Genomic DNA, 17,528 nt, shown 5'->3' with positions numbered 1-17,528 from the left:
CGTCGTCAGCGCACCACCAGCACCGGTATATGCGAGCGCAGGAGTACGTGATTGGTCTCACTTCCGAGCAACAGGCGCACAAGGCCACGGCGACCGCGCGAAGCCATGACGATCAGTTCGCATTTCTCCTTTTTTGCCACTCGGATGATCGAATCGGCAGGATACGGATCGACGACATCGATGCCCTTGAACGTGACACCCGCCTTTATCGCGATCGTCTCGATCTTCGCCAGATATCTTTTCGCGGCGGCGATGCCCGGCTTTTCGATCAGCTCATTGGTTTTCTTGGGAAGCACGATCGGCGGTTTGTAGGGCAGCATTACCGGCGCACGCGCATGGAATCCGACCACCGACGCGCCGAGAGATCGTGCCAGCGCGACACCTTCTTCGATTGCCTTGCCGGAAAGTCGCGAGCCATCCGTCGCGATAAGAATTCGTCGATACATGTCTATCTCCTCCCGACAAAAGCATGAGGTTCAATTGGCAAAAGTGCTTTCATAGTCCTGCAATGCGGGTTTACGCGGCCATCTGCGACAGCGACACGGCCCGCGGCGCAACCCGCGGAGACAACGGATCCTTTCTATCGAACTCTCGGACAGACTCAGTTCCGGCAGCCGGTTATCAGCGCACCACCAGTACCGGCATGCGCGAGCGCGTGAGGACGTGATTGGTTTCGCTTCCCAGCAACAGGCGCGAAATGCCGCGGCGACCATGCGAAGCCATGACGATCAGTTCGCATTTCTCCTTTTTCGCAACCCTGACGATCGAATCGGCGGGAGACGGATCGACGATTTGGACGCCCTTGAACGCGACCCCCGCCTTTTTCGCGATCGCTTCGATCCTCGTCAGATATCTCTTGGCGGCGTCGATGCCCTGCTTCTCCATCAACTTTTCGGTTTTCTCGGGAAGCACGATCGCCGGCTCGGCGTAGTAGGGCAGCATCACCGGCGGACGCGCATGGAACCCGACTATCGACGCGCCGACCGAACGTGCCAGCGCGACACCTTCTTCGATCGCCTTGCGGGACAGGCGCGAGCCATCCGTCGCGATGAGAATACGTCGATACATGGTTGTCTCCTCCTGACTAGAGATGAGTGAACTTCAATCGGTAAAAGCGACTGCCGTCGTTTGGCAGCGCCGGTTCAGGCGGCCATCGGCGACCAGGACACCGCCCGCGACGCAACCCGCGCAGACGAAGACATCGAGCCGACCGCCCCCTCATGGCGGGTGCGGCGCGCAAGATCCTTGGCGGCCGGCGATTCAAGCTTGCGCCGCAGCCCTTCCACGTCGTTCAACACCATCTCGCGGCGACTGACATCCATCACGCCCGAAGCGGCGAACGCCGACAGCGCCCGGCTGACCGTCTCGAGTTTTATGCCGAGATAGCTGCCCAGTTCCTGGCGCGTCATGCGCAGGACGAAAGAGGACTTCGAGCAACCCAGGCGTCCGAAGCGCTCCGACAGGTCGAGCAGGAAGGCGGCGACGCGTGCTTCCGCGTTGAGCATCCCCAGCAGCCGGACCATGTTCTGCCTGTGCACCAGCTCGCGGTTGAAGATGGAGTAGATGAGGCGCTCGATACCGGGGATACGGTGTGCAAGCCCGGCAATGCGCGCGAAGGGCACGATGATGACGTGACAGGACTCCAGCGCGATTGCATCCGCTGTGTAGTGCCCCTGGTCGAAGCCGTCGAGACCGATGGCGTCTCCGCGCATCGGGAAGGCCAGCACCTGCTCGTTGCCGGTCCCGTCGAAACTGACTGTCTTGAGGAACCCGGATCGCACGACATACAAGGCGTCGAATTCGTCCCCGGCCCGGCAAAGCGTCTCGCCCGGCTGAAGACGCCGGACTGGGAATTCGACGTCGGTCATGCCTGTGGGAACGTCGATCGGGACGCCGAGCATGGCCGCCACTTCCGAGAGGCTGACCATCGACCGGTTGTGAGGCACGGCCGCGTGCGGGGAAACAAGCGGGGTTGCGGTCCCGTTGGTCGATTCGGTGCTAACAAATTCCGAGTCGTACATCGCTCTCTCCTTTATGAGTGGTATGCAGTCGGGCCTTCGTTCAAGCGACCGGTCGATCTCCGGCCGCATCGAGCCACCTGCGCAGGATTCCGGGAACAAGGCCGAATTCCTGGGATTTGTCGAGACAGAATTCCGCACCGGCCGAAAGGCTTGCTTGGCGGTATTGCGGGGTAGCGAAGTTGGTGAGCACGATCACGCGCAGTTGCGGGCGGGACTGTTTCAGGCGAGCCAGGCCATCGAGATCGACACCCGCGATGGGCCGCAGACCTAGCAGCAGCGTGTCCGCGGGGCCGCGCAGTATGTCGTCGATTGCTTCGCTCACCGCATCCGCCTCCCCGATCACGTTGATGCCGGCAACCCTCCGAACCATCGAAACGAGCCGCTTTCTGATTTCGGGTGAGCCTTCCACCACGAAGATATTCATTGGGTTGCCGCCAGCTTTATGCATGTCTCGCAGTTTGGAGAGACGAGCACAGCCGCACCATCGGCGGACGCTGATTCTGTCAGCTGGGAAAATCCGGTCTGACATCGGAATATTCCTATCGGGGAGGCGCCGGCAGGCGTCCTCCCCCTCAACACTGGACGAAACACGACCGCAGAAGCCGTACGGCCGCTTTTAGGAAAACTCCTACTCGGAAAGGGAAGGGGCGGGAACCCGCTTGCTTCTAGGTCTGGGAATCCAGAAGGCTGTGCTCGAGCGCGTAGCGGACCAGCTCGGCGATCGAACCGAGCTTCATCTTTTCCAGAATATGGGTCTTGTGCGTACTCGCCGTCTTGACGCTCAGGCTGAGGCGCTCCGCGATACCGGTCACGGATTCTCCCTTGGCCAGCATCAGGAAAATTTCGAACTCGCGATCGGTGAGCCGCTTGTGGGGCAACCCGCCGTCTGGTGACTGCAGCCCACGAGCCAGCGCTTCCGCGACCGCGGGCGTAATGAACAGTCCCCCGGAGGCGACCTTGCGAATGGCGGCGGTCAGCTGGGTCGCCGCGGTGTCCTTGGTAAGATATCCAGACGCGCCGGCGCGAATCGCCCGTACCGCGTACTGCTGTTCGGCGTGCATCGAAAGCACAAGCACGCTCAACTCAGGACGTTCCTCCTTCACCCGCTTCAGCAACTCTATTCCGCTGCGACCCGGCATCGAGAGATCGAGCAGCAGCACTTCGAAACCGCCGGCCCGCACCGCGGCCATCACCTCGTTGCCGTCACTCGCCTCTCCCATGACGACGAATGTCGGGTCGGCCGCGAGGATGCGGCGCAGTCCCTCGCGCACGATTGCGTGGTCATCGGCGACAAGAATTCGCGTGGTCATGCATTCTCCCGGCTGGCCGTGATCGGCATCGGCAGGCGGGCCGACACGGTGGTACCCCCGGAGGGTTCGCTAACGATGCTCAACACCCCGCCGAGAAGCAATATGCGCTCTCGTATGCCCCGCAAACCGAACGAACCGGGTTTCGCGCGTGCATCGGATTTCATTCCGACGCCATTGTCGGCGATGGTGAGCACCGCATCGCCGCCTGCGCGCATCAGCCGCACTGCGACGCGGGTCGCCCGCGCATGGCGCGCGACGTTGGTCAGCGATTCCTGCATGACCCGAAACAGCGTCGACGCATGCGGTTCGCCGAGATCGGCGCAGGACGGATCGATTTTCAGTTCGAAGGCAATGCCCGCGCGCTGGGCCAGGCTTTCGATCAACCACTCCGCCGCCGCGCCAAGACCCAGATCGTCGAGCACGAGCGGGCGCAAATCGCTCGAAATCCTACGCGTGGTGGCAACCGTCGAATCGAGCAGCCTATTCATGGAAGCCACATGTTCCGCGAGATCGGCACGGTCTTGGGGGATTTTTCCGCTGAACAGCTCCACGTCCATCTTGAGCGCGGTCAGGACCTGTCCGAGTTCATCGTGCAGTTCGCGGGCGATCCGGGTACGCTCGGTTTCGCGTACCTCGATCATTGCCAGCGAGAGTTCGTGGAGTTCGTCGTTTGCACGCCGGATTTCCTCCTCCGCCCGGGTGCGCTCCGTAATGTCGTGCAGGATCACCGTGAGCAGCTTCTGGTCGCCGACGACCGCCTGGGAGATCGATGCCTCGATCGGAAATTCCGTCCCATCGGCCCGCAATGCCAGCAGTATCGACCGGACGCCCATGCGCCTGGATGTTTCTCCGGTGCGGGAGAAGTGATCGACGTGCGCACGGTGACTTGCACGCATGCGTTGCGGAATGAATCGATCGAGCGACCCCCCCGTTGCCTCGGCAACGCCGCAACCGAACATCTTCTCGGCCGCAGCGTTGAACAGCACGATATGCTGATCGGAATCGACGGTAATGATCGCATCCATCGCCGACTGCACGATTGCATTGAGTCGCAGCTCGCCCGCCCTTACCTGCTCGCGCGCCCGTTCAAGTTCGTGCGCGGCGGTCATGCGTTCGGTAATGTCGCGGATGATCACCGTGAGCAGCTTCTGGCCGCCGGCCTTGGCCAGCGAAATCGATGCTTCGATTGGAAACTCGGCGCCGTCGGCACGCAGTGCCCACAATGCGGACTGCAGGCCCATGCGCCGTGACGTATTGCCGGTGCGCGCGAAGCGCTCGACGTGGGCGCTGTGCGCGGCGCGGAACCGCTCGGGAATGAAACGGTCGAGCGGCTCGCCGATGGCTTCGGATCTGCTGCAGCCGAACATTTGTTCCGCGGCATCGTTGAACAGGACGATGCGCTTCCCGGAATCGACGGTAATGATTGCGTCCATCGCCGACTGGACAATGGCCTCGAACCGGGCCTTGTCGTCGAGCAAACGCGCAGAGCGCGCCGCAACGACCAACGCTACGCCGAGCGCGACGATCGCGCAGCCAAACCACCAGATCGGTGCATTCCCCGGGATGGCCGCCGAAGCCGATGCCTGCTGGGCCCAGGCGAACCCGGTCATGCCCCCGCAACCGACGCAGAAAGCAGCTACAGAAGAACAGCGTCTGCGCATAAACGCGACAAGAAAGAGGAAACCGCTATTTTCCGGCTTTGTTCCCCGGGCGCAAATTTTTCCAGGATCATGTCCCGGGAATACCGTCGTCGCGTCTGCTGCGCCGCGTCCGGCCAGGCCCCGATCGGGGAAACCAACCCATGTCCAACAAGACGCGACCATCCCCTCATCATCTTGATCCAGATCAAACTCCTTCGATGCGGAAATCGTAGACTGGCCTGCATGGGAACGTGGGATGACCTTTGCGGTATCGGAACCCGTTCCAGTCTAAGAGAGAGCCACATATGTTCAATTCGCCATTGGGATGGTGCGCCGTCGTTGGAAAATGGGTAGCCTTGGACGAAGGTATATCGGCGTGCATGCGCCTGCAACGCTGCAACATGGCCGTCTGTCCGATGGCTCATGTCTTCTCGCCCGATCATCCGAAGCCCGCATGGGGCGGCGAACAAACTGCCAGACCCGACGTCTCGTGAGCCTGGTGCGGGCGACGTCAAGGCGCTGGCCAGTTTCTGCAAAAGGGTACTGAATCGGCAGCGAACAGCACCGCGTGGGTTGCGGCCTCAGATTTGGCGACCGAGTTCCAACTCTATCCTGATCGTTCTCCCGGCATCGGGCAGATTGCGGAATCCAAGCGCTGCCGCCACATCGAGCATGCGTTGATTGCCTGGCAATACGTCGCCGAAAAGCTGCACCGTGCCGCGCTGGCGGCAGTAGGCAATGAGCCGGAGAAGCAGCACACGGTCCAGCCCCGTTTCCGACCAATCCGGACGCACCAGGACGGAGAATTCCGCACGCAGGTTGCCGGGTTCGGTCAAAGCCCGCACTTCCGCCACCAACTCGCCTTGGCAAACAGCGATGAGTGCCATCTCGCGGTCGTAGTCGATCTGCGTAAATCGCGCGAGCTGCGAATGCGGTAACTCGCGCGCCAGGTGAAAGAAGCGGAAGTAGGGGTCCTCGGCTGCCGATCTGGAGATGAACGCCTTGAAGTCGGCCTCATCCTCCGGGCGGATGGGCCTGACCAACACCTGCCGCCCCGCCACCTCCACCCGCTCTTCCAGGTGATTCGGATAAGGCCGGATCGCGAAGCGATCGGATCCTTCCTTGATTGCGGGAGCGATCCGCATGCGCGCGTCGAGGGCGACAACACCGTGCTCGTCGGCGAGCAAAGGATTGATGTCCAGCTCAGCCACTTCCGCAATATCGGTGAGCAGTTGCGCGATCCGCAGGAGAACGCATTCGATCGCCTTGCGATCCGCCGCAGGGCGATCCCGGTAACCGGCGAGTTGCTTCGCCACGCGAGTGCGGGAAATGAGGTCGCGGACCAGATAAGCATTGAGCGGAGGCAATGCGATGGCCGTGTCCGCGATCTGTTCGGTTCCGGTGCCGCCCTGTCCGAACAGGATAATGGGGCCGAATACCGGGTCGGTCGCTGCGCCGACAATCAGCTCGAAAGCGCGCGGGCGCCTGATCATGTTTTGAACCGCAAATCCTCGCAGCGCGGCCTGCGGGCACAATGCCCGCACGCGCTCGAGCATTTTCGTCGCCGCGTCGAACAGCATGTCGGGTGTCTGTATGTCGAGGGCGACGCCCCCGACGTCGGATTTGTGCGAAATGTCCGGCGAAAAAATCTTCAGGACCACCGGAAAACCGAGCTCCCTCGCCGCGCTGATTGCCGAATCGACGTCGGGTGCGATGCGCGTCTCCACCACCGGAATCCCGTAAGCACGCAGAATCGCTTTCGCTTCCGGCTCGCCGAGCAGCGACCTGTTTTCGCGCAGTGCATTGTCTACGATCGACCGTGCGGCGGCCGTTTCCGGGGTAAAGGCGTCCGGCACCGCAGGGGGCGTTTCGAACAGCATCTCCTGGTTGCGTCGATATTGCATACCCTGCAGGAAGGCCGTCGCAGCCTGCTCCGGCGTCTCATAGGTGGGAATGCCCGCATCGACGAATACCTGCCGCGCCCGCGCGACCGCGTTTCCGCCGAGCCAGCACGAAAATACCGGCGCAGCCCAATCGCGCAACAGCGGTGCGCAAGCGAGCGCGATCGAAGTACTGTCCACGATGGCAGTGGGTGCGTGGATGAACAGCAGCGCATCGATTTGCGGATCCGCGGCGAGGATCTTGAGGGATTCCACGTAGCGCGCTGTGGATGCATCGCCGATGATGTCGACCGGATTGGCATGCGACCAGGTCGCCGGCAACATGCCATCGAGCCCGGCAATCGTCGCGTCGGACAGTGTGGCCAGTTGGGCGCCGCCCAGGCTGACTGCATCGGCCGCGAGCACGCCCGGGCCGCCACCGTTGGTAAGGATCGCGAGGCGCTCGCCGGACAGGGGTCTGGCGCACGCCAGGGTTTCGGCGGCAACAAACAGATCGCTCGTGGTGGCAACCCGCAACGCGCCGGCGCGTCGGAACGCAGCGTCATACACATCGTCCGATCCTGCGAGGGCACCGGTGTGCGAAGCGGCGGCTCTTGCGCCTTCCGGCGCACGGCCCGCCTTGACCACGATAATCGGTTTGTTGCGCGCCGCCGCGCGCGCCGCCGACATGAATTTGCGGGCATGCTTGATGGCTTCCACATACATCAGGACCGCCTTCGTTTCCGGATCCGTGGCGAGATAGTCGAGCACGTCGCCGAAGTCGACATCGGCGGATTCGCCGAGCGACACGAAATGGGAGAAACCGATCCGACGGGCACGCGCCCAATCGAGCAACGCGGTGGTGAGCGCGCCGGATTGGGACAAGAATGCGAGATTCCCCGGCAAAGCGGGCTCATGCGCAAAACTTGCATTGAGTCCAATATGGGGTGACAGCAATCCGACGCAGTTCGGGCCGAGGATGCGCAGCAGATGCGGGTTCGCCGCGTCCAGCATGGCTTGCGAAAGGGTGCGTCCGGAACCATCGGAGGCATGGCCGAGGCCCGCCGTCAGGACGATGGCGGCTTTTGTGCCTTTGGCACCCAGTTCGGCGATGAGTCCCGGTACCGAATCAGGTGGCGTGCAGATCACCGCAAGCTGCGGGGCGATGTCGAGGCTGCTCACACCCGGGTAGCAAGGATGATCTCCCACGCGATCATGCTTCGGATTGACGAGACGCAGCGTCCCCCGGAATCCGCCGTCGAGCAGGTTTCGGGTGACCGCCGCCCCCACACTGCCGTTTCGCCCGGTCGCGCCGATGACCGCGATCGATTGGGGAGCGAACAAATGCTGGAGATTCCGGGTAGTCAAAGTCGGACGTATTGCAACGGCGCAGATTTATTTATGGTACCGACCCGGATGAACCGGTGGGAATCCGAATCCGCACAGGCCATGTCCAGGAGCTCGCTCAACAAACCGGGCAGGGTACCTTGTAGAAGGACCGGGCGAGGTAAGTTGTCACGGCATCGATGTCGCCGGCGCTCCAGTGCAGGGAAACATTGGTCTCCCAGCGCACGACTTGCGTGCGTATCTCCTCGTAGTTCGTCGCGACCTTGCTGTCGCGTTTGTAGACTTGCGTGCCATGGCAGGAAATGCAATGCGTGTCGTGCAGCATACGGCCGCGCTCCGGTTCAGCACCCAGCGTGTCCAAGGATATCGCGGCCAGCGACCCCGCCAGCACGACAACTCCAGACAAGGACGATTTATTCGTTCTCCAGTTAATCACCTTACCTCCGTGTATGCGTGCCAAAGCTCAAACCGCGGCGAGAACACGCTCGAGACGCTTGCGCACTTCGCCGGCGATCTCGCCAATCTCGGGGCGCTCGACGAGTTGCAATACCGCCCTAGGGTCCATGATCTCCACTATCGTCTTCCCAACGGCGTCCTTACGTACCACGACATTGCAGGGAAGAAGGGCGCCTATCTGCGGCTCGGCAGCCAGGGCGCGATGCGCGAAATGCGGATTGCACGCGCCAAGAATCTTATACGGAGGCATCTTCAAGCCGATCTTCTTCTTGAGCGTTGCTGCGACGTCGATCTTCGTGAGAACGCCAAAGCCTTCCTTTGCCAATTCCCGAGTCACTCGTTCGAGCGCCTGATCAAAACCCATTTTGACCGTCTTGCCGAAAGTGTACTTAGCCGACATTGTTGCTCCTTCCCCTTTCAATCGAAGAGCGCCGCGATTGCGGGTGACCGCGTTCTCCCCATATCCGAAGATGCGTCAAAACGCGTGATGGAAATCCGTCGGCAAGATCAAGTAGTACTGTCTGCCGGTTATTTCCACTCGGTCTCCTCATGTTCCATCATCTCTCTGGGTATGCGCCAAAAATACGCTGCTGCGCGACGTGCAGGTTGACCTACATCAAGCTCCGGGCACATCGGCCAGCCGGCTGGCGTGGCGGTCAGCGACCGGATACCTTAACCTTGGCCACCATTCCTGCGGCGACCGTCGCGGTTAGCGGGTCGAACTGCGACTGTGCTGCAGACTCTCTCTATTCAGTTGATGGGAGAGCATTCTTGGCAAACTGAGGCGAAAGGAGCGAATCCGATCAGAGCAGTAAGAAAGCGTTTTGGCGCTGAGCAGATGGTGAGCGGCATTGTGGCCAATCGGCAATGCCAGACCAACTTCCCCGCCCGCGTCCAGTCACCGCGTCGAACTTCACGTTCTCACACCGGGATCGCTGGCGGGCTGCGCACGCACGCGATCTCCGACTGCGACGCAAGCCGCCAAATCATCAAGTTTCGACAGCTCTATGCCTGCAGCAGGTTTCGCCCCGGGTACACGTGTTCTCCGACTACCATCGTTGGGTCCACTCTATTCAACATGAAACGGCAAGTGGAGCAGTTGCGGTCTCAACAAATTCTTCGTACGCGTGCACCGCTTCCGCCGCATACATCAGAGACGGTCCGCCATCCATATACACCGCCACGGCAAGAGCCTCCATCACGTGCTCGCGCGTTGCGCCCAAGCGAACCAGCGATCTGGCGTGAAACCCAATGCAGCCTTCGCAATGGACTGCCACTCCGATCGCGAGCGCGATGAGCTCCTTATGTAGCTCGGACAGCACTCCCGCCTTGAGCGCTCCCTTTGACATTGCGCTGAATGCAGCCATCGCATCTGGAATCCCTTGCCGCAGCTTGACGATCCCACTGTTGATCTGAGCAGTGATATCCGCATAAGACTTCTCCATGTGTCCTCCAATACTTGTCAATTGTCGCTTCCGCTGCGGCGGCTAGCATGCGAGTTATGTCACCCTATCAACCTGAGGTATTCGCCTCCCATTGCAATACTCACGGCGCGCAGACTCACCGATGGAATCTACGCTGCCGGGACGAGCATGCATTTGATCCGAGTCAAGGTCCGCCCACCCATTGGGACCTGTTCTGGCAGGCGTCGAGTGCATAAGCGAGGCTAATGCTATCGATACAGATTCGATCAAACAGAAGCTGAAGGATGTGTACCTCGCGTTCGCTTCAATGCCGGAGCGTACGCTGAATGAAGAGCGTGCATGGACGGCGACAGTCGAAAATTACCTAAATGACCTGGGTTGCTGACTTCGACAGCCAGCGCCTGGTCTTTAAACGCTACCAAGACCAGCCAATGTGTGGCGACTGCGCACCGGACACTTTTCCTTCATCATCGAAAAACACGGTTCCACGGCCGAAACCCGGGTGTACGTAGTACCACACAAGATCGCCGTTGATGCGCATCACTCGTTCCGGCTTGCCGAGCAGCGCGTCCACCTGTTCTTTCGACGTACCTGACTTGATTTCGGACCAATTGCGCTGCAATAGAAAAAGCGGGGAGACCGACTGCCTGTTCGGCGAATTCACCGCAGCGGTGTTCGGCATCGGCTGAGTGAGCGTGGATTCCGGAGGTGGCACTACGGATCGGTCGCTTTCGCTTGGGGCACGCGCATCCGAATTTCCATTTTCCAGTGCCCGAATTCTTGCGTCGAGGACGTCAAGGGACTGTCTCATCCGTGCTGCTTCCTGTCGGAGCCGCGCAAGTTCATCCGTGGGGTCGGCATGGGCCGGAAGCACCATCAGCGCCGTGACGATCACGCACACCAGAAAGCGTCCGCTCCGTTCAGAAATTAGCGTGGGCCCGCTCGACACGTGCTCTTATCTTCCCTAGCGTGACATCAGGTAAGCGCTGACCGCTTCCATCTGCTCGAAGGACATGCCCGCGCTGATGTTATGCATGATGGGTGCGTTGCTACCCGCCCGCAGCAAGCTCTTAAACAGGACGAGCTGCTTGACCAGGTACTCGGCGTGCTGGCCGGCGAGCCTGGGAAAGCTCGCGTTGCCTTCCGCATTTTTCCCGTGACAGGTGACGCAGGCCTGCACGTTCGCTCCGGGGACGCCTGCCTCATAAATGACCTTGCCTTGCTGCACCAGTTTGGCGTCCACGGTCTTACCCGGAAGCGGCTTCTGCGCTGAATAATATGCGGAGAGCCTTTTGATCGTATCGTCGTTGAGCTGCGACGTCATTCCCCACATGTAGGCCTGGGCCATCGGGTCAGCGCGCGTCCTGTCGCGGAAAGCCTTTAGTTGACCTTCCAGGTACTCCGCCGGCTGGCCCGCCAGCCGCGGGAACGCGGGCGAGATACTTTCGCCTCGGGGCCCGTGGCACGAAGCGCAAGCCTCGGTTGCGAGCTTGCGCGCCTCCGACTCTTGCGCAGACGCCGGAGCGATACAGGAAATCGCGAGCAGCGCGAACGGGATCAAGAGATTTCTATGCATGTCGATATCTCCCACTTCCCACACTAGAAACTCAGCCAGCCGAGCAGATAGAGCGTGTTGTTGTCGCCGGCGTTCCTGCCGCTGCCGTCGTAGTTCGAGCTCGCGCCGTTGAACTTCTGGTAGGCAACGTACTGCAAGAGCAACTTGACGTTCTGCCAAGGGATGTAGCCCAGCTCACCGATCCAGCCGTTGCTGTTGGGGCTGTTATTGGCGAAGCCGAACGTCGGGTTTGCCGTGTATAACAGCGCGTCGGAGCTGCCCGTGGTCGAGAAATATCCCAGGGCACCACCGAAAGTGCGCCGATAGTAATAGCTGCCGCCCAGCCTGAACGTTTTCAGGTCGTTGGTCGCATTTTCCGATCCGCCGAGCGCAAAAGTGCCGTCGAGATGCTGGCGCTCGCGGATGTAAGTCGTCTGCGTCGAGAAGATGTGCTCGTCGTCAATGTATTGATACTGGCCGTCGAGCGCGATATCGCTGAACCGGTCGTTGGAGGCGGCGATCGGTTGCCCTGTGGGGCTGATCTTCGCCTCCATGCCATACATGCCCACCGACAACGAATTGCGATTCCACTGGTGCTCATAGGCGAGCCGCCAGTACGGCGCGTTGTTCGTGAGCGTGCCGCCGGCCGTGCTGTCGAGCGGCCCTGACAATCCATTGACGCTAAAGGCCTGCGGCGAAGAACGGTAGAACCCGATCTCACCGTAAACAGAGTTCCCCCACCACAGGTAACCGGTCAAGCCCGCAACGCCATGGCCGGTAAGCAGCCCGTCGATTTGCGTGATGGCTCCAGGCACCGGAGCCGCGCTGGATTTCTGGTCGAAGGGCGTTTGCCATGCGGGCGTGCTGTTCCACACGTCCTGCACCGTGGGGTTGTTGTTCATGGTGATGCCCCAGGTCAGACCGTTCGCCGCTCCTGTGACTTGTTTTGCATAACGTATTTCGGAGTTGTCCCAATGCACATTTCCGGACGCGCTGTCATAGGTGATCTGGATAAAAGCTCCCAGCTCCGGCGCGACCCGCCCGGCATAAAACAGACTGGCCTGTTGCGGGAACAGCAGTTGGCCGTCCTGCGCATTGGCGCCCGGCACCGCGGAGTCCGGTAACGCCTTGCCAGTCTTGGTGTACGAAGTCTGGAACATCACCGACAGCGGCGGCACCTGGTTCAGCAGCAGCTCATACTCCTTCGATGACGTAATGCCTTGGACCTGGGGGAGGTTGTCGATCTGATAGCCGTTTAGCTTGAACGAGCGGCCGAATGGCGTAAGCTCGGGATACACGGTGTGGCAGGCTTGGCACGCCATGCCGGTTTGCCGCGCGAAGGAGGGAACTGCGTGGGACTGTCCGGGAAACCCCAACCCGAAAGCGACAACAAGAAATGCAATCGCTACAACGAAGTTCACTTTCCGAGTCTGTACGGTCGTCTCATTCAGCTCCATTTTCTTCTCCCCTGTCCCCAAAGAGCACTAACGGCTCCTGAACCGGTGTACGGAAAAGCTAAAGACCCTGGGTAGATTGGGCTCCCTGAAACTCGACCTGCTGTTGATCTGGATCAAACAAATGCATTGTGGCGATCAATGTGCCCAAATTGACGTTCGGGATGTTCGCTATCGCGCATATCGCGTTGTTTGCGCTGGGCGGAAACCGACGATGGCAGTTATCCAGCGACCCATAACGCACGATCGGCACTTGATCAAAGGCGGAGTGCCGACCTTGTCTCTTTTCCGTGGCGCTTTGCCCGGTGAACCTATTATTGTTGCCAAGCAATACAGCCGATACTGGACGCTGGAACCGCGCCGCGGCGACACGATTGCCACACACGACGCGCGGCTGGCCGAAGTCGCGGACCGCTAGTCCCCGGACTTCGCTTCGCGCGCGATCTGCCGGCGCAATTCCTTGTAGCGCGCTTCGGGGCGGTCTCCGAACAGGGGATCGCGGCCTGCCGGCACCGCGCTCCTCACTGCCTCCCAATCCTCCGGCGTGAGAGCCTGTGCCGCGCGGCTGAGGATGTCCTCCTCCTCCTTGGCAATATGGTTGCCGTAGTACACGAGATAGGTGGCGGCGGCGACTTCGACCTCGGCGCGCTGCACGATGGCGCCGCCGAGAATCTCGTTCAGCAGTTTGAGAAGCATCTCCCCTGCGTGCGCGATGACGCGGTGTTCCTGAACGAGACGGGCGAGCACCAAATCTATGTCAGGGCGGCGCTTCGCCAGGCGGGCGAACGCGACGTCTTCGCGGGGATGATGAAACCGGTCCGTATAGTCCCTCAGGTACGAGATGATGTCGATCATCAGCTTGTAGTTCGGCTGCTTTCCGGTGTGGAACATATCGACCTGCTTGTGCAGCAGGTTCAGAAGCTGTTTGAAATAAACGTGCTCGGCGTGCCATGCAGCGATCGGATTGGCCATTTCAGGGTCCTCGTGGAACACGGGCGTCGCGCGCAGGGGAACATAGGCCCACCAGGATGTCTCGATAGTAGCCCGGCATGGCGACCCAGAAATTGTTCCAGAGTGCCGCGGCGCGCTATTGACTCAGATCAAAATATAATCAGTTGACCCTGTTATTCATTTCTGACAGGCCCACTCAAGCATGCGTACTCCGATGTGTAGCCAAGCGATTGGGGGGCCTCTAATGTAGGTGACTTGCCGACAAAAATACGGGTCAGCTCAGCGTGGAAATCAACACGTCACAGCTTCACCTCGGCTGTTCCAGGTCGAAGGTCTTGTGCAGCACCTTCACCGCCAGTTCCATGTACTTTTCGTCGATCACGACGGTGATCTTGATTTCCGAGGTGGAGATCATCTGGATGTTGATGCCCTCCTCCGCCAGCGCGCGGAACATCTTGCTGGCCACCCCGACATGCGAACGCATGCCCACGCCCACGAGCCCGACCTTGCAGATCCTGTCGTCGCCGATGACTTCGCGTGCGCCGATGTGCTGGCACACCTTTTTTAGAATGTCCAGCGTCTTCTTCAGGTCGTTGCGATGGGTCGTGAAAGAGAAGTCGGTCAACCCGTCCCTGCCGATGTTCTGCACGATCACATCGACTTCGATGTTCGCCTCGGCGATCGGATCGAGAATCTGATACGCAATGCCGGGTGTGTCGGGCACACCGAGGACCGTGACTTTCGCTTCATCCCGGTTGAACGCGATACCGGAAACCAGTGCCTGTTCCATGTCTGCATCTTCCTCAAAAGTGATCAGCGTCCCCGAAACGGCTTCTTCCGCGATCGGGATTTCGGGCGGCGTCAGGCTCGAGAGCACGCGCAGCCGCACCTTGTACTTACCGGCGAATTCAACCGAACGGAGCTGCAACACCTTGGATCCGAGGCTGGCCATCTCCAGCATTTCCTCGAAAGTGATGGTCTTCAGCCGTTGCGCCTCGGGCACGATGCGCGGATCGGTCGTATAGACGCCATCCACGTCGGTGTAGATCTGGCACTCGTCGGCCTTCAGCGCCGCTGCGAACGCCACGCCCGAAGTATCCGAACCGCCGCGGCCCAGCGTCGTGACGTTGCCGTCGCGATCCACGCCCTGGAAACCGGCGACGACGGCGACATGGCCCTCTTTCAGATCGCGGCGGATGTTGCTTTCATCGATCTCCAGGATGCGCGCCTTGTTGAAGGCGTCGTCGGTCAGCACGCGCACCTGGCCGCCGGTATAACTGCGCGCCTTGAGCCCGAGTTCCATCAGCGCCATCGCCAGCAGGCCGGCGGTGACCTGCTCGCCGGTCGCGGCGACGACATCGAGTTCGCGCGGATCGGGGTGCGGCTGGATTTCCCTGGCGAGCGCGATCAAGCGGTTGGTTTCGCCGGATATGGCGGACACCACCACGACCACATCGTAACCGGCGGTTTTCCACTTGGCGACGCGCTTCGCGACGTTCTTGATGCGCTCGGTGGAGCCCACCGATGTGCCGCCGTATTTCTGGACGATCAAAGGCATTGGCGAAGCCGTGTAGATGTGTAGAAAAGTGCGCGATTTTAGCGGATTTTACGGGCAATGACGAAGCGGATGGATCCAAAAGCAAGGCTGAGTGCTGAGGACTGAGGACTGAGTAAAGGCGAGGAAAAGAGCCGCCGTGTCATGATGGCTTTATACTTTGCTCTTACTCAGTCCTCAGCACTCAGTCCTCAGCACTCAGTCCTGCTTTTCCTTTCCTCGCTATCGCTCGACCCACCCCTTCGCCCTCCCCAGCGCTCGCTGCCAACTGGCCAACAACTCCCCGCGGAGGCCTTCATCGATCGACGGTTCGAATACCCGATCGACTTTCCACAGAGCGCGGATTTCCGCTTCGTCCTGCCAATAGCCCACGGCGAGGCCGGCAAGATAAGCGGCGCCCTGCGCCGTGGATTCGAGCTGGCGCGGGCGCACGACCGGCACGCCGAGCAGATCGGCTTGAAACTGCATCAGCAAGTTGTTGGCGGCGGCTCCGCCGTCTACACGCAACTCGGTAACAGGGATGGCTGCGTCCGCCTGCATGGCGGTAAGCACGTCGGCAACTTGGTATGCGATGCCCTCGAGCGCTGCGCGGGCGACGTGGGCGCGGGTCGTGCCGCGCGTGAGGCCGAGTAATGTTCCGCGCGCATAGGGATCCCAGTGCGGGGCGCCGAGGCCGGTGAACGCCGGGACAAAATAAACGCCGTCACTGTCGGGAACGCTCGCGGCGAGCGGCTCGACTTCCGCGGAAGACCGGAAAAGCCCGAGGCCATCGCGCAGCCACTGCACCACGGCCCCGCCAACGAACACACTGCCTTCCAGCGCAAAAGTGGCGGCACGCCCGCGCGTCCACGCTGCCGTCGTCAGCAGTCTGTTGCGCGACACCTTTGCCTGGCTGCCGGTGTGCATCAGCATGAAGCAGCCGGTGCCGTACGTGTTCTTGACCATGCCCGGTGTAAAGCAGCACTGGCCGAACAAGGCCGCCTGCTGATCGCCTGCCACGCCGGTAATGGGAATGTGGGCGGCGAACAGATCGCCCGCCGTTTCCGCAATGGCTCCGCTCGATGGCCCCACCTCGGGCAACAGGGATCGGGGAATGTCGAGAATGTCGAGCAACTCCTCGTCCCAGCAACCCTCGTGGAGGTTGTAGAGCAGCGTGCGCGACGCGTTGCTCGCGTCGGTGGTGTGGGATCTGCCGCCGGACAGATGCCAGATGAGCCAGGTGTCGATGGTGCCGAATGCAAGCCTGCCGGCCCGCGCCTTTTCGCGGGCACCCGGAACGTTGGCCAGGATCCAGTGCAGTTTTGTGCCGGAAAAATAGGCGTCGAGAACCAGGCCGGTCTTGCGCGTGAACAGCGGTTCACTGCCCGCTGCCTTGAGCTGGTCGCAATGCGCGGCGGTGCGCCGGTCCTGCCAGACAATCGCGTTGTAGACCGGTGCGCCGGTCGCGCGATCCCACACCACCGTTGTCTCGCGCTGATTGGTGATGCCGATGGCGGCGACGTCCCTGGCCGACAATCCCGCATGGATCAGCGCCTCCGCCGCCACCCCGGTCTGCGACGCCAGAATTTCGCGCGGGTCGTGCTCGATCCAGCCGGCGTTCGGATAGATCTGGCGGAACTCCTTCTGCGCGCTGCCGCGCACGTTGCCGGCATGGTCGAAAACCAGTGCGCGCGAACTGGTCGTTCCCTGATCGAGAGCGAGGATGTAGGACACGGTCCGCCCCTCTGTTATGTGTGAAGATCGGCACCCGATCTTACAGAAATTGTCGGATCAAATCGCGACAGGACAACGCCAACCGCAGAGCAACTGCGTTAGAAGTCAAGCATTGTGAGGGGCCTTCCAAGGTTGATTGAACTTGAGCATGGCGTTGAGGATGACGAGCATTTTGCGCATGCAGGCAGTGATGGCCACATAGTGATGTTTACCGGCTTGGAC

The 17,528-nt window shown here is 60.9% G+C and carries 18 protein-coding genes; 1 reads left to right on the top strand and 17 read right to left on the bottom strand.

The features are described from left to right. Positions 1-5 precede the first annotated feature (5 nt). The 13 genes from HY067_22835 to HY067_22775 form a co-directional block, all read right to left on the bottom strand. Entirely contained in the window at positions 6-446 is a 441-nt protein-coding gene (locus HY067_22835; GenBank protein ID MBI3530792.1) for a universal stress protein, read from the bottom strand. A gap of 175 nt (positions 447-621) precedes the next feature. Then, positions 622-1,068 carry a universal stress protein gene (locus tag HY067_22830; GenBank protein ID MBI3530791.1) on the bottom strand — a complete coding sequence of 149 codons (447 nt, stop codon included), beginning with the start codon at positions 1,066-1,068 and terminating at the stop codon, positions 622-624. Positions 1,069-1,142: 74 nt separating this feature from the next. Continuing rightward, positions 1,143-2,021 (bottom strand): helix-turn-helix domain-containing protein, encoded by an 879-nt coding sequence (locus tag HY067_22825; GenBank protein MBI3530790.1) that lies wholly within the window; start codon positions 2,019-2,021, stop codon positions 1,143-1,145. A gap of 40 nt (positions 2,022-2,061) precedes the next feature. After that, the gene (locus tag HY067_22820) at positions 2,062-2,445 is read right to left on the bottom strand and encodes a response regulator (protein ID MBI3530789.1); all 384 of its coding nucleotides are present in this window, start codon (positions 2,443-2,445) and stop codon (positions 2,062-2,064) included. Positions 2,446-2,686: 241 nt separating this feature from the next. Then, positions 2,687-3,331, bottom strand: coding sequence for a response regulator transcription factor (locus HY067_22815; GenBank protein MBI3530788.1), 645 nt, complete (start codon positions 3,329-3,331; stop codon positions 2,687-2,689). Then, on the bottom strand, positions 3,328-4,941 hold the full coding sequence (locus HY067_22810) for a PAS domain S-box protein (GenBank protein MBI3530787.1): 1,614 nt from the start codon (positions 4,939-4,941) through the stop codon (positions 3,328-3,330). The genes HY067_22815 and HY067_22810 overlap by 4 nt, the downstream gene beginning before the upstream one ends. Positions 4,942-5,552: 611 nt before the next feature. Further along, positions 5,553-8,219, bottom strand: coding sequence for a bifunctional acetate--CoA ligase family protein/GNAT family N-acetyltransferase (locus HY067_22805; GenBank protein ID MBI3530786.1), 2,667 nt, complete (start codon positions 8,217-8,219; stop codon positions 5,553-5,555). 97 nt (positions 8,220-8,316) lie between these two features. Then, positions 8,317-8,604 (bottom strand): hypothetical protein, encoded by a 288-nt coding sequence (locus HY067_22800; protein MBI3530785.1) that lies wholly within the window; start codon positions 8,602-8,604, stop codon positions 8,317-8,319. Between the two features lie 57 nt (positions 8,605-8,661). Next, on the bottom strand, positions 8,662-9,054 hold the full coding sequence (locus tag HY067_22795; protein MBI3530784.1) for a DUF302 domain-containing protein: 393 nt from the start codon (positions 9,052-9,054) through the stop codon (positions 8,662-8,664). A gap of 673 nt (positions 9,055-9,727) precedes the next feature. After that, positions 9,728-10,099 carry a carboxymuconolactone decarboxylase family protein gene (locus HY067_22790; protein MBI3530783.1) on the bottom strand — a complete coding sequence of 124 codons (372 nt, stop codon included), beginning with the start codon at positions 10,097-10,099 and terminating at the stop codon, positions 9,728-9,730. A gap of 394 nt (positions 10,100-10,493) precedes the next feature. Continuing rightward, a complete protein-coding gene (gene bamE / locus HY067_22785) occupies positions 10,494-10,973 on the bottom strand; it encodes an outer membrane protein assembly factor BamE (protein ID MBI3530782.1) in 480 nt (159 codons plus the stop codon). Between the two features lie 69 nt (positions 10,974-11,042). Beyond that, positions 11,043-11,654, bottom strand: a complete 612-nt coding sequence (locus tag HY067_22780; GenBank protein MBI3530781.1) for a cytochrome c4 — start codon at positions 11,652-11,654, stop codon at positions 11,043-11,045. Between the two features lie 23 nt (positions 11,655-11,677). Continuing rightward, on the bottom strand, positions 11,678-12,955 hold the full coding sequence (locus HY067_22775; protein MBI3530780.1) for a cytochrome C: 1,278 nt from the start codon (positions 12,953-12,955) through the stop codon (positions 11,678-11,680). Positions 12,956-13,301: 346 nt separating this feature from the next. Between HY067_22775 and HY067_22770 the strand changes: the two genes are divergently transcribed. Beyond that, a complete protein-coding gene (locus HY067_22770; protein ID MBI3530779.1) occupies positions 13,302-13,505 on the top strand; it encodes a hypothetical protein in 204 nt (67 codons plus the stop codon). Here HY067_22770 and HY067_22765 read toward each other — a convergent pair. The 4 genes from HY067_22765 to HY067_22750 all read right to left on the bottom strand — a co-directional run. Continuing rightward, the gene (locus tag HY067_22765) at positions 13,502-14,059 is read right to left on the bottom strand and encodes a hemerythrin domain-containing protein (protein ID MBI3530778.1); all 558 of its coding nucleotides are present in this window, start codon (positions 14,057-14,059) and stop codon (positions 13,502-13,504) included. The two genes, HY067_22770 and HY067_22765, sit on opposite strands and share 4 nt — an antisense overlap. Positions 14,060-14,345: 286 nt before the next feature. Next, entirely contained in the window at positions 14,346-15,596 is a 1,251-nt protein-coding gene (locus tag HY067_22760) for an aspartate kinase (protein ID MBI3530777.1), read from the bottom strand. Positions 15,597-15,815: 219 nt separating this feature from the next. Then, entirely contained in the window at positions 15,816-17,306 is a 1,491-nt protein-coding gene (glpK, locus tag HY067_22755) for a glycerol kinase GlpK (GenBank protein ID MBI3530776.1), read from the bottom strand. 105 nt (positions 17,307-17,411) lie between these two features. After that, on the bottom strand, positions 17,412-17,528 hold a 117-nt coding region (locus HY067_22750), incomplete at its 5' end, for an IS110 family transposase (protein ID MBI3530775.1).

This window comes from Betaproteobacteria bacterium, from assembly GCA_016194905.1.
GTDB lineage: Bacteria > Pseudomonadota > Gammaproteobacteria > Burkholderiales > JACQAP01 > JACQAP01.
This window is presented reverse-complemented; position numbering and strand designations above follow the sequence as displayed.

Excerpts from the sequence above, each read along its gene's own strand:
- HY067_22795 (MBI3530784.1), bottom strand. The coding sequence starts at position 9,054 with ATGTCGGCTAAGTACACTTTCGGCAAGACGGTCAAAATGGGTTTTGAT.
- HY067_22790 (MBI3530783.1), bottom strand. The coding sequence starts at position 10,099 with ATGGAGAAGTCTTATGCGGATATCACTGCTCAGATCAACAGTGGGATC.
- HY067_22815 (MBI3530788.1), bottom strand. The coding sequence starts at position 3,331 with ATGACCACGCGAATTCTTGTCGCCGATGACCACGCAATCGTGCGCGAG.
- HY067_22825 (MBI3530790.1), bottom strand. The coding sequence starts at position 2,021 with ATGTACGACTCGGAATTTGTTAGCACCGAATCGACCAACGGGACCGCA.
- HY067_22830 (MBI3530791.1), bottom strand. The coding sequence starts at position 1,068 with ATGTATCGACGTATTCTCATCGCGACGGATGGCTCGCGCCTGTCCCGC.
- HY067_22775 (MBI3530780.1), bottom strand. The coding sequence starts at position 12,955 with ATGGCGTGCCAAGCCTGCCACACCGTGTATCCCGAGCTTACGCCATTC.
- HY067_22835 (MBI3530792.1), bottom strand. The coding sequence starts at position 446 with ATGTATCGACGAATTCTTATCGCGACGGATGGCTCGCGACTTTCCGGC.
- HY067_22780 (MBI3530781.1), bottom strand. The coding sequence starts at position 11,654 with ATGCATAGAAATCTCTTGATCCCGTTCGCGCTGCTCGCGATTTCCTGT.
- HY067_22820 (MBI3530789.1), bottom strand. The coding sequence starts at position 2,445 with ATGAATATCTTCGTGGTGGAAGGCTCACCCGAAATCAGAAAGCGGCTC.
- HY067_22765 (MBI3530778.1), bottom strand. The coding sequence starts at position 14,059 with ATGGCCAATCCGATCGCTGCATGGCACGCCGAGCACGTTTATTTCAAA.
- HY067_22810 (MBI3530787.1), bottom strand. The coding sequence starts at position 4,941 with ATGACCGGGTTCGCCTGGGCCCAGCAGGCATCGGCTTCGGCGGCCATC.
- HY067_22760 (MBI3530777.1), bottom strand. The coding sequence starts at position 15,596 with ATGCCTTTGATCGTCCAGAAATACGGCGGCACATCGGTGGGCTCCACC.
- HY067_22770 (MBI3530779.1), top strand. The coding sequence starts at position 13,302 with ATGGCAGTTATCCAGCGACCCATAACGCACGATCGGCACTTGATCAAA.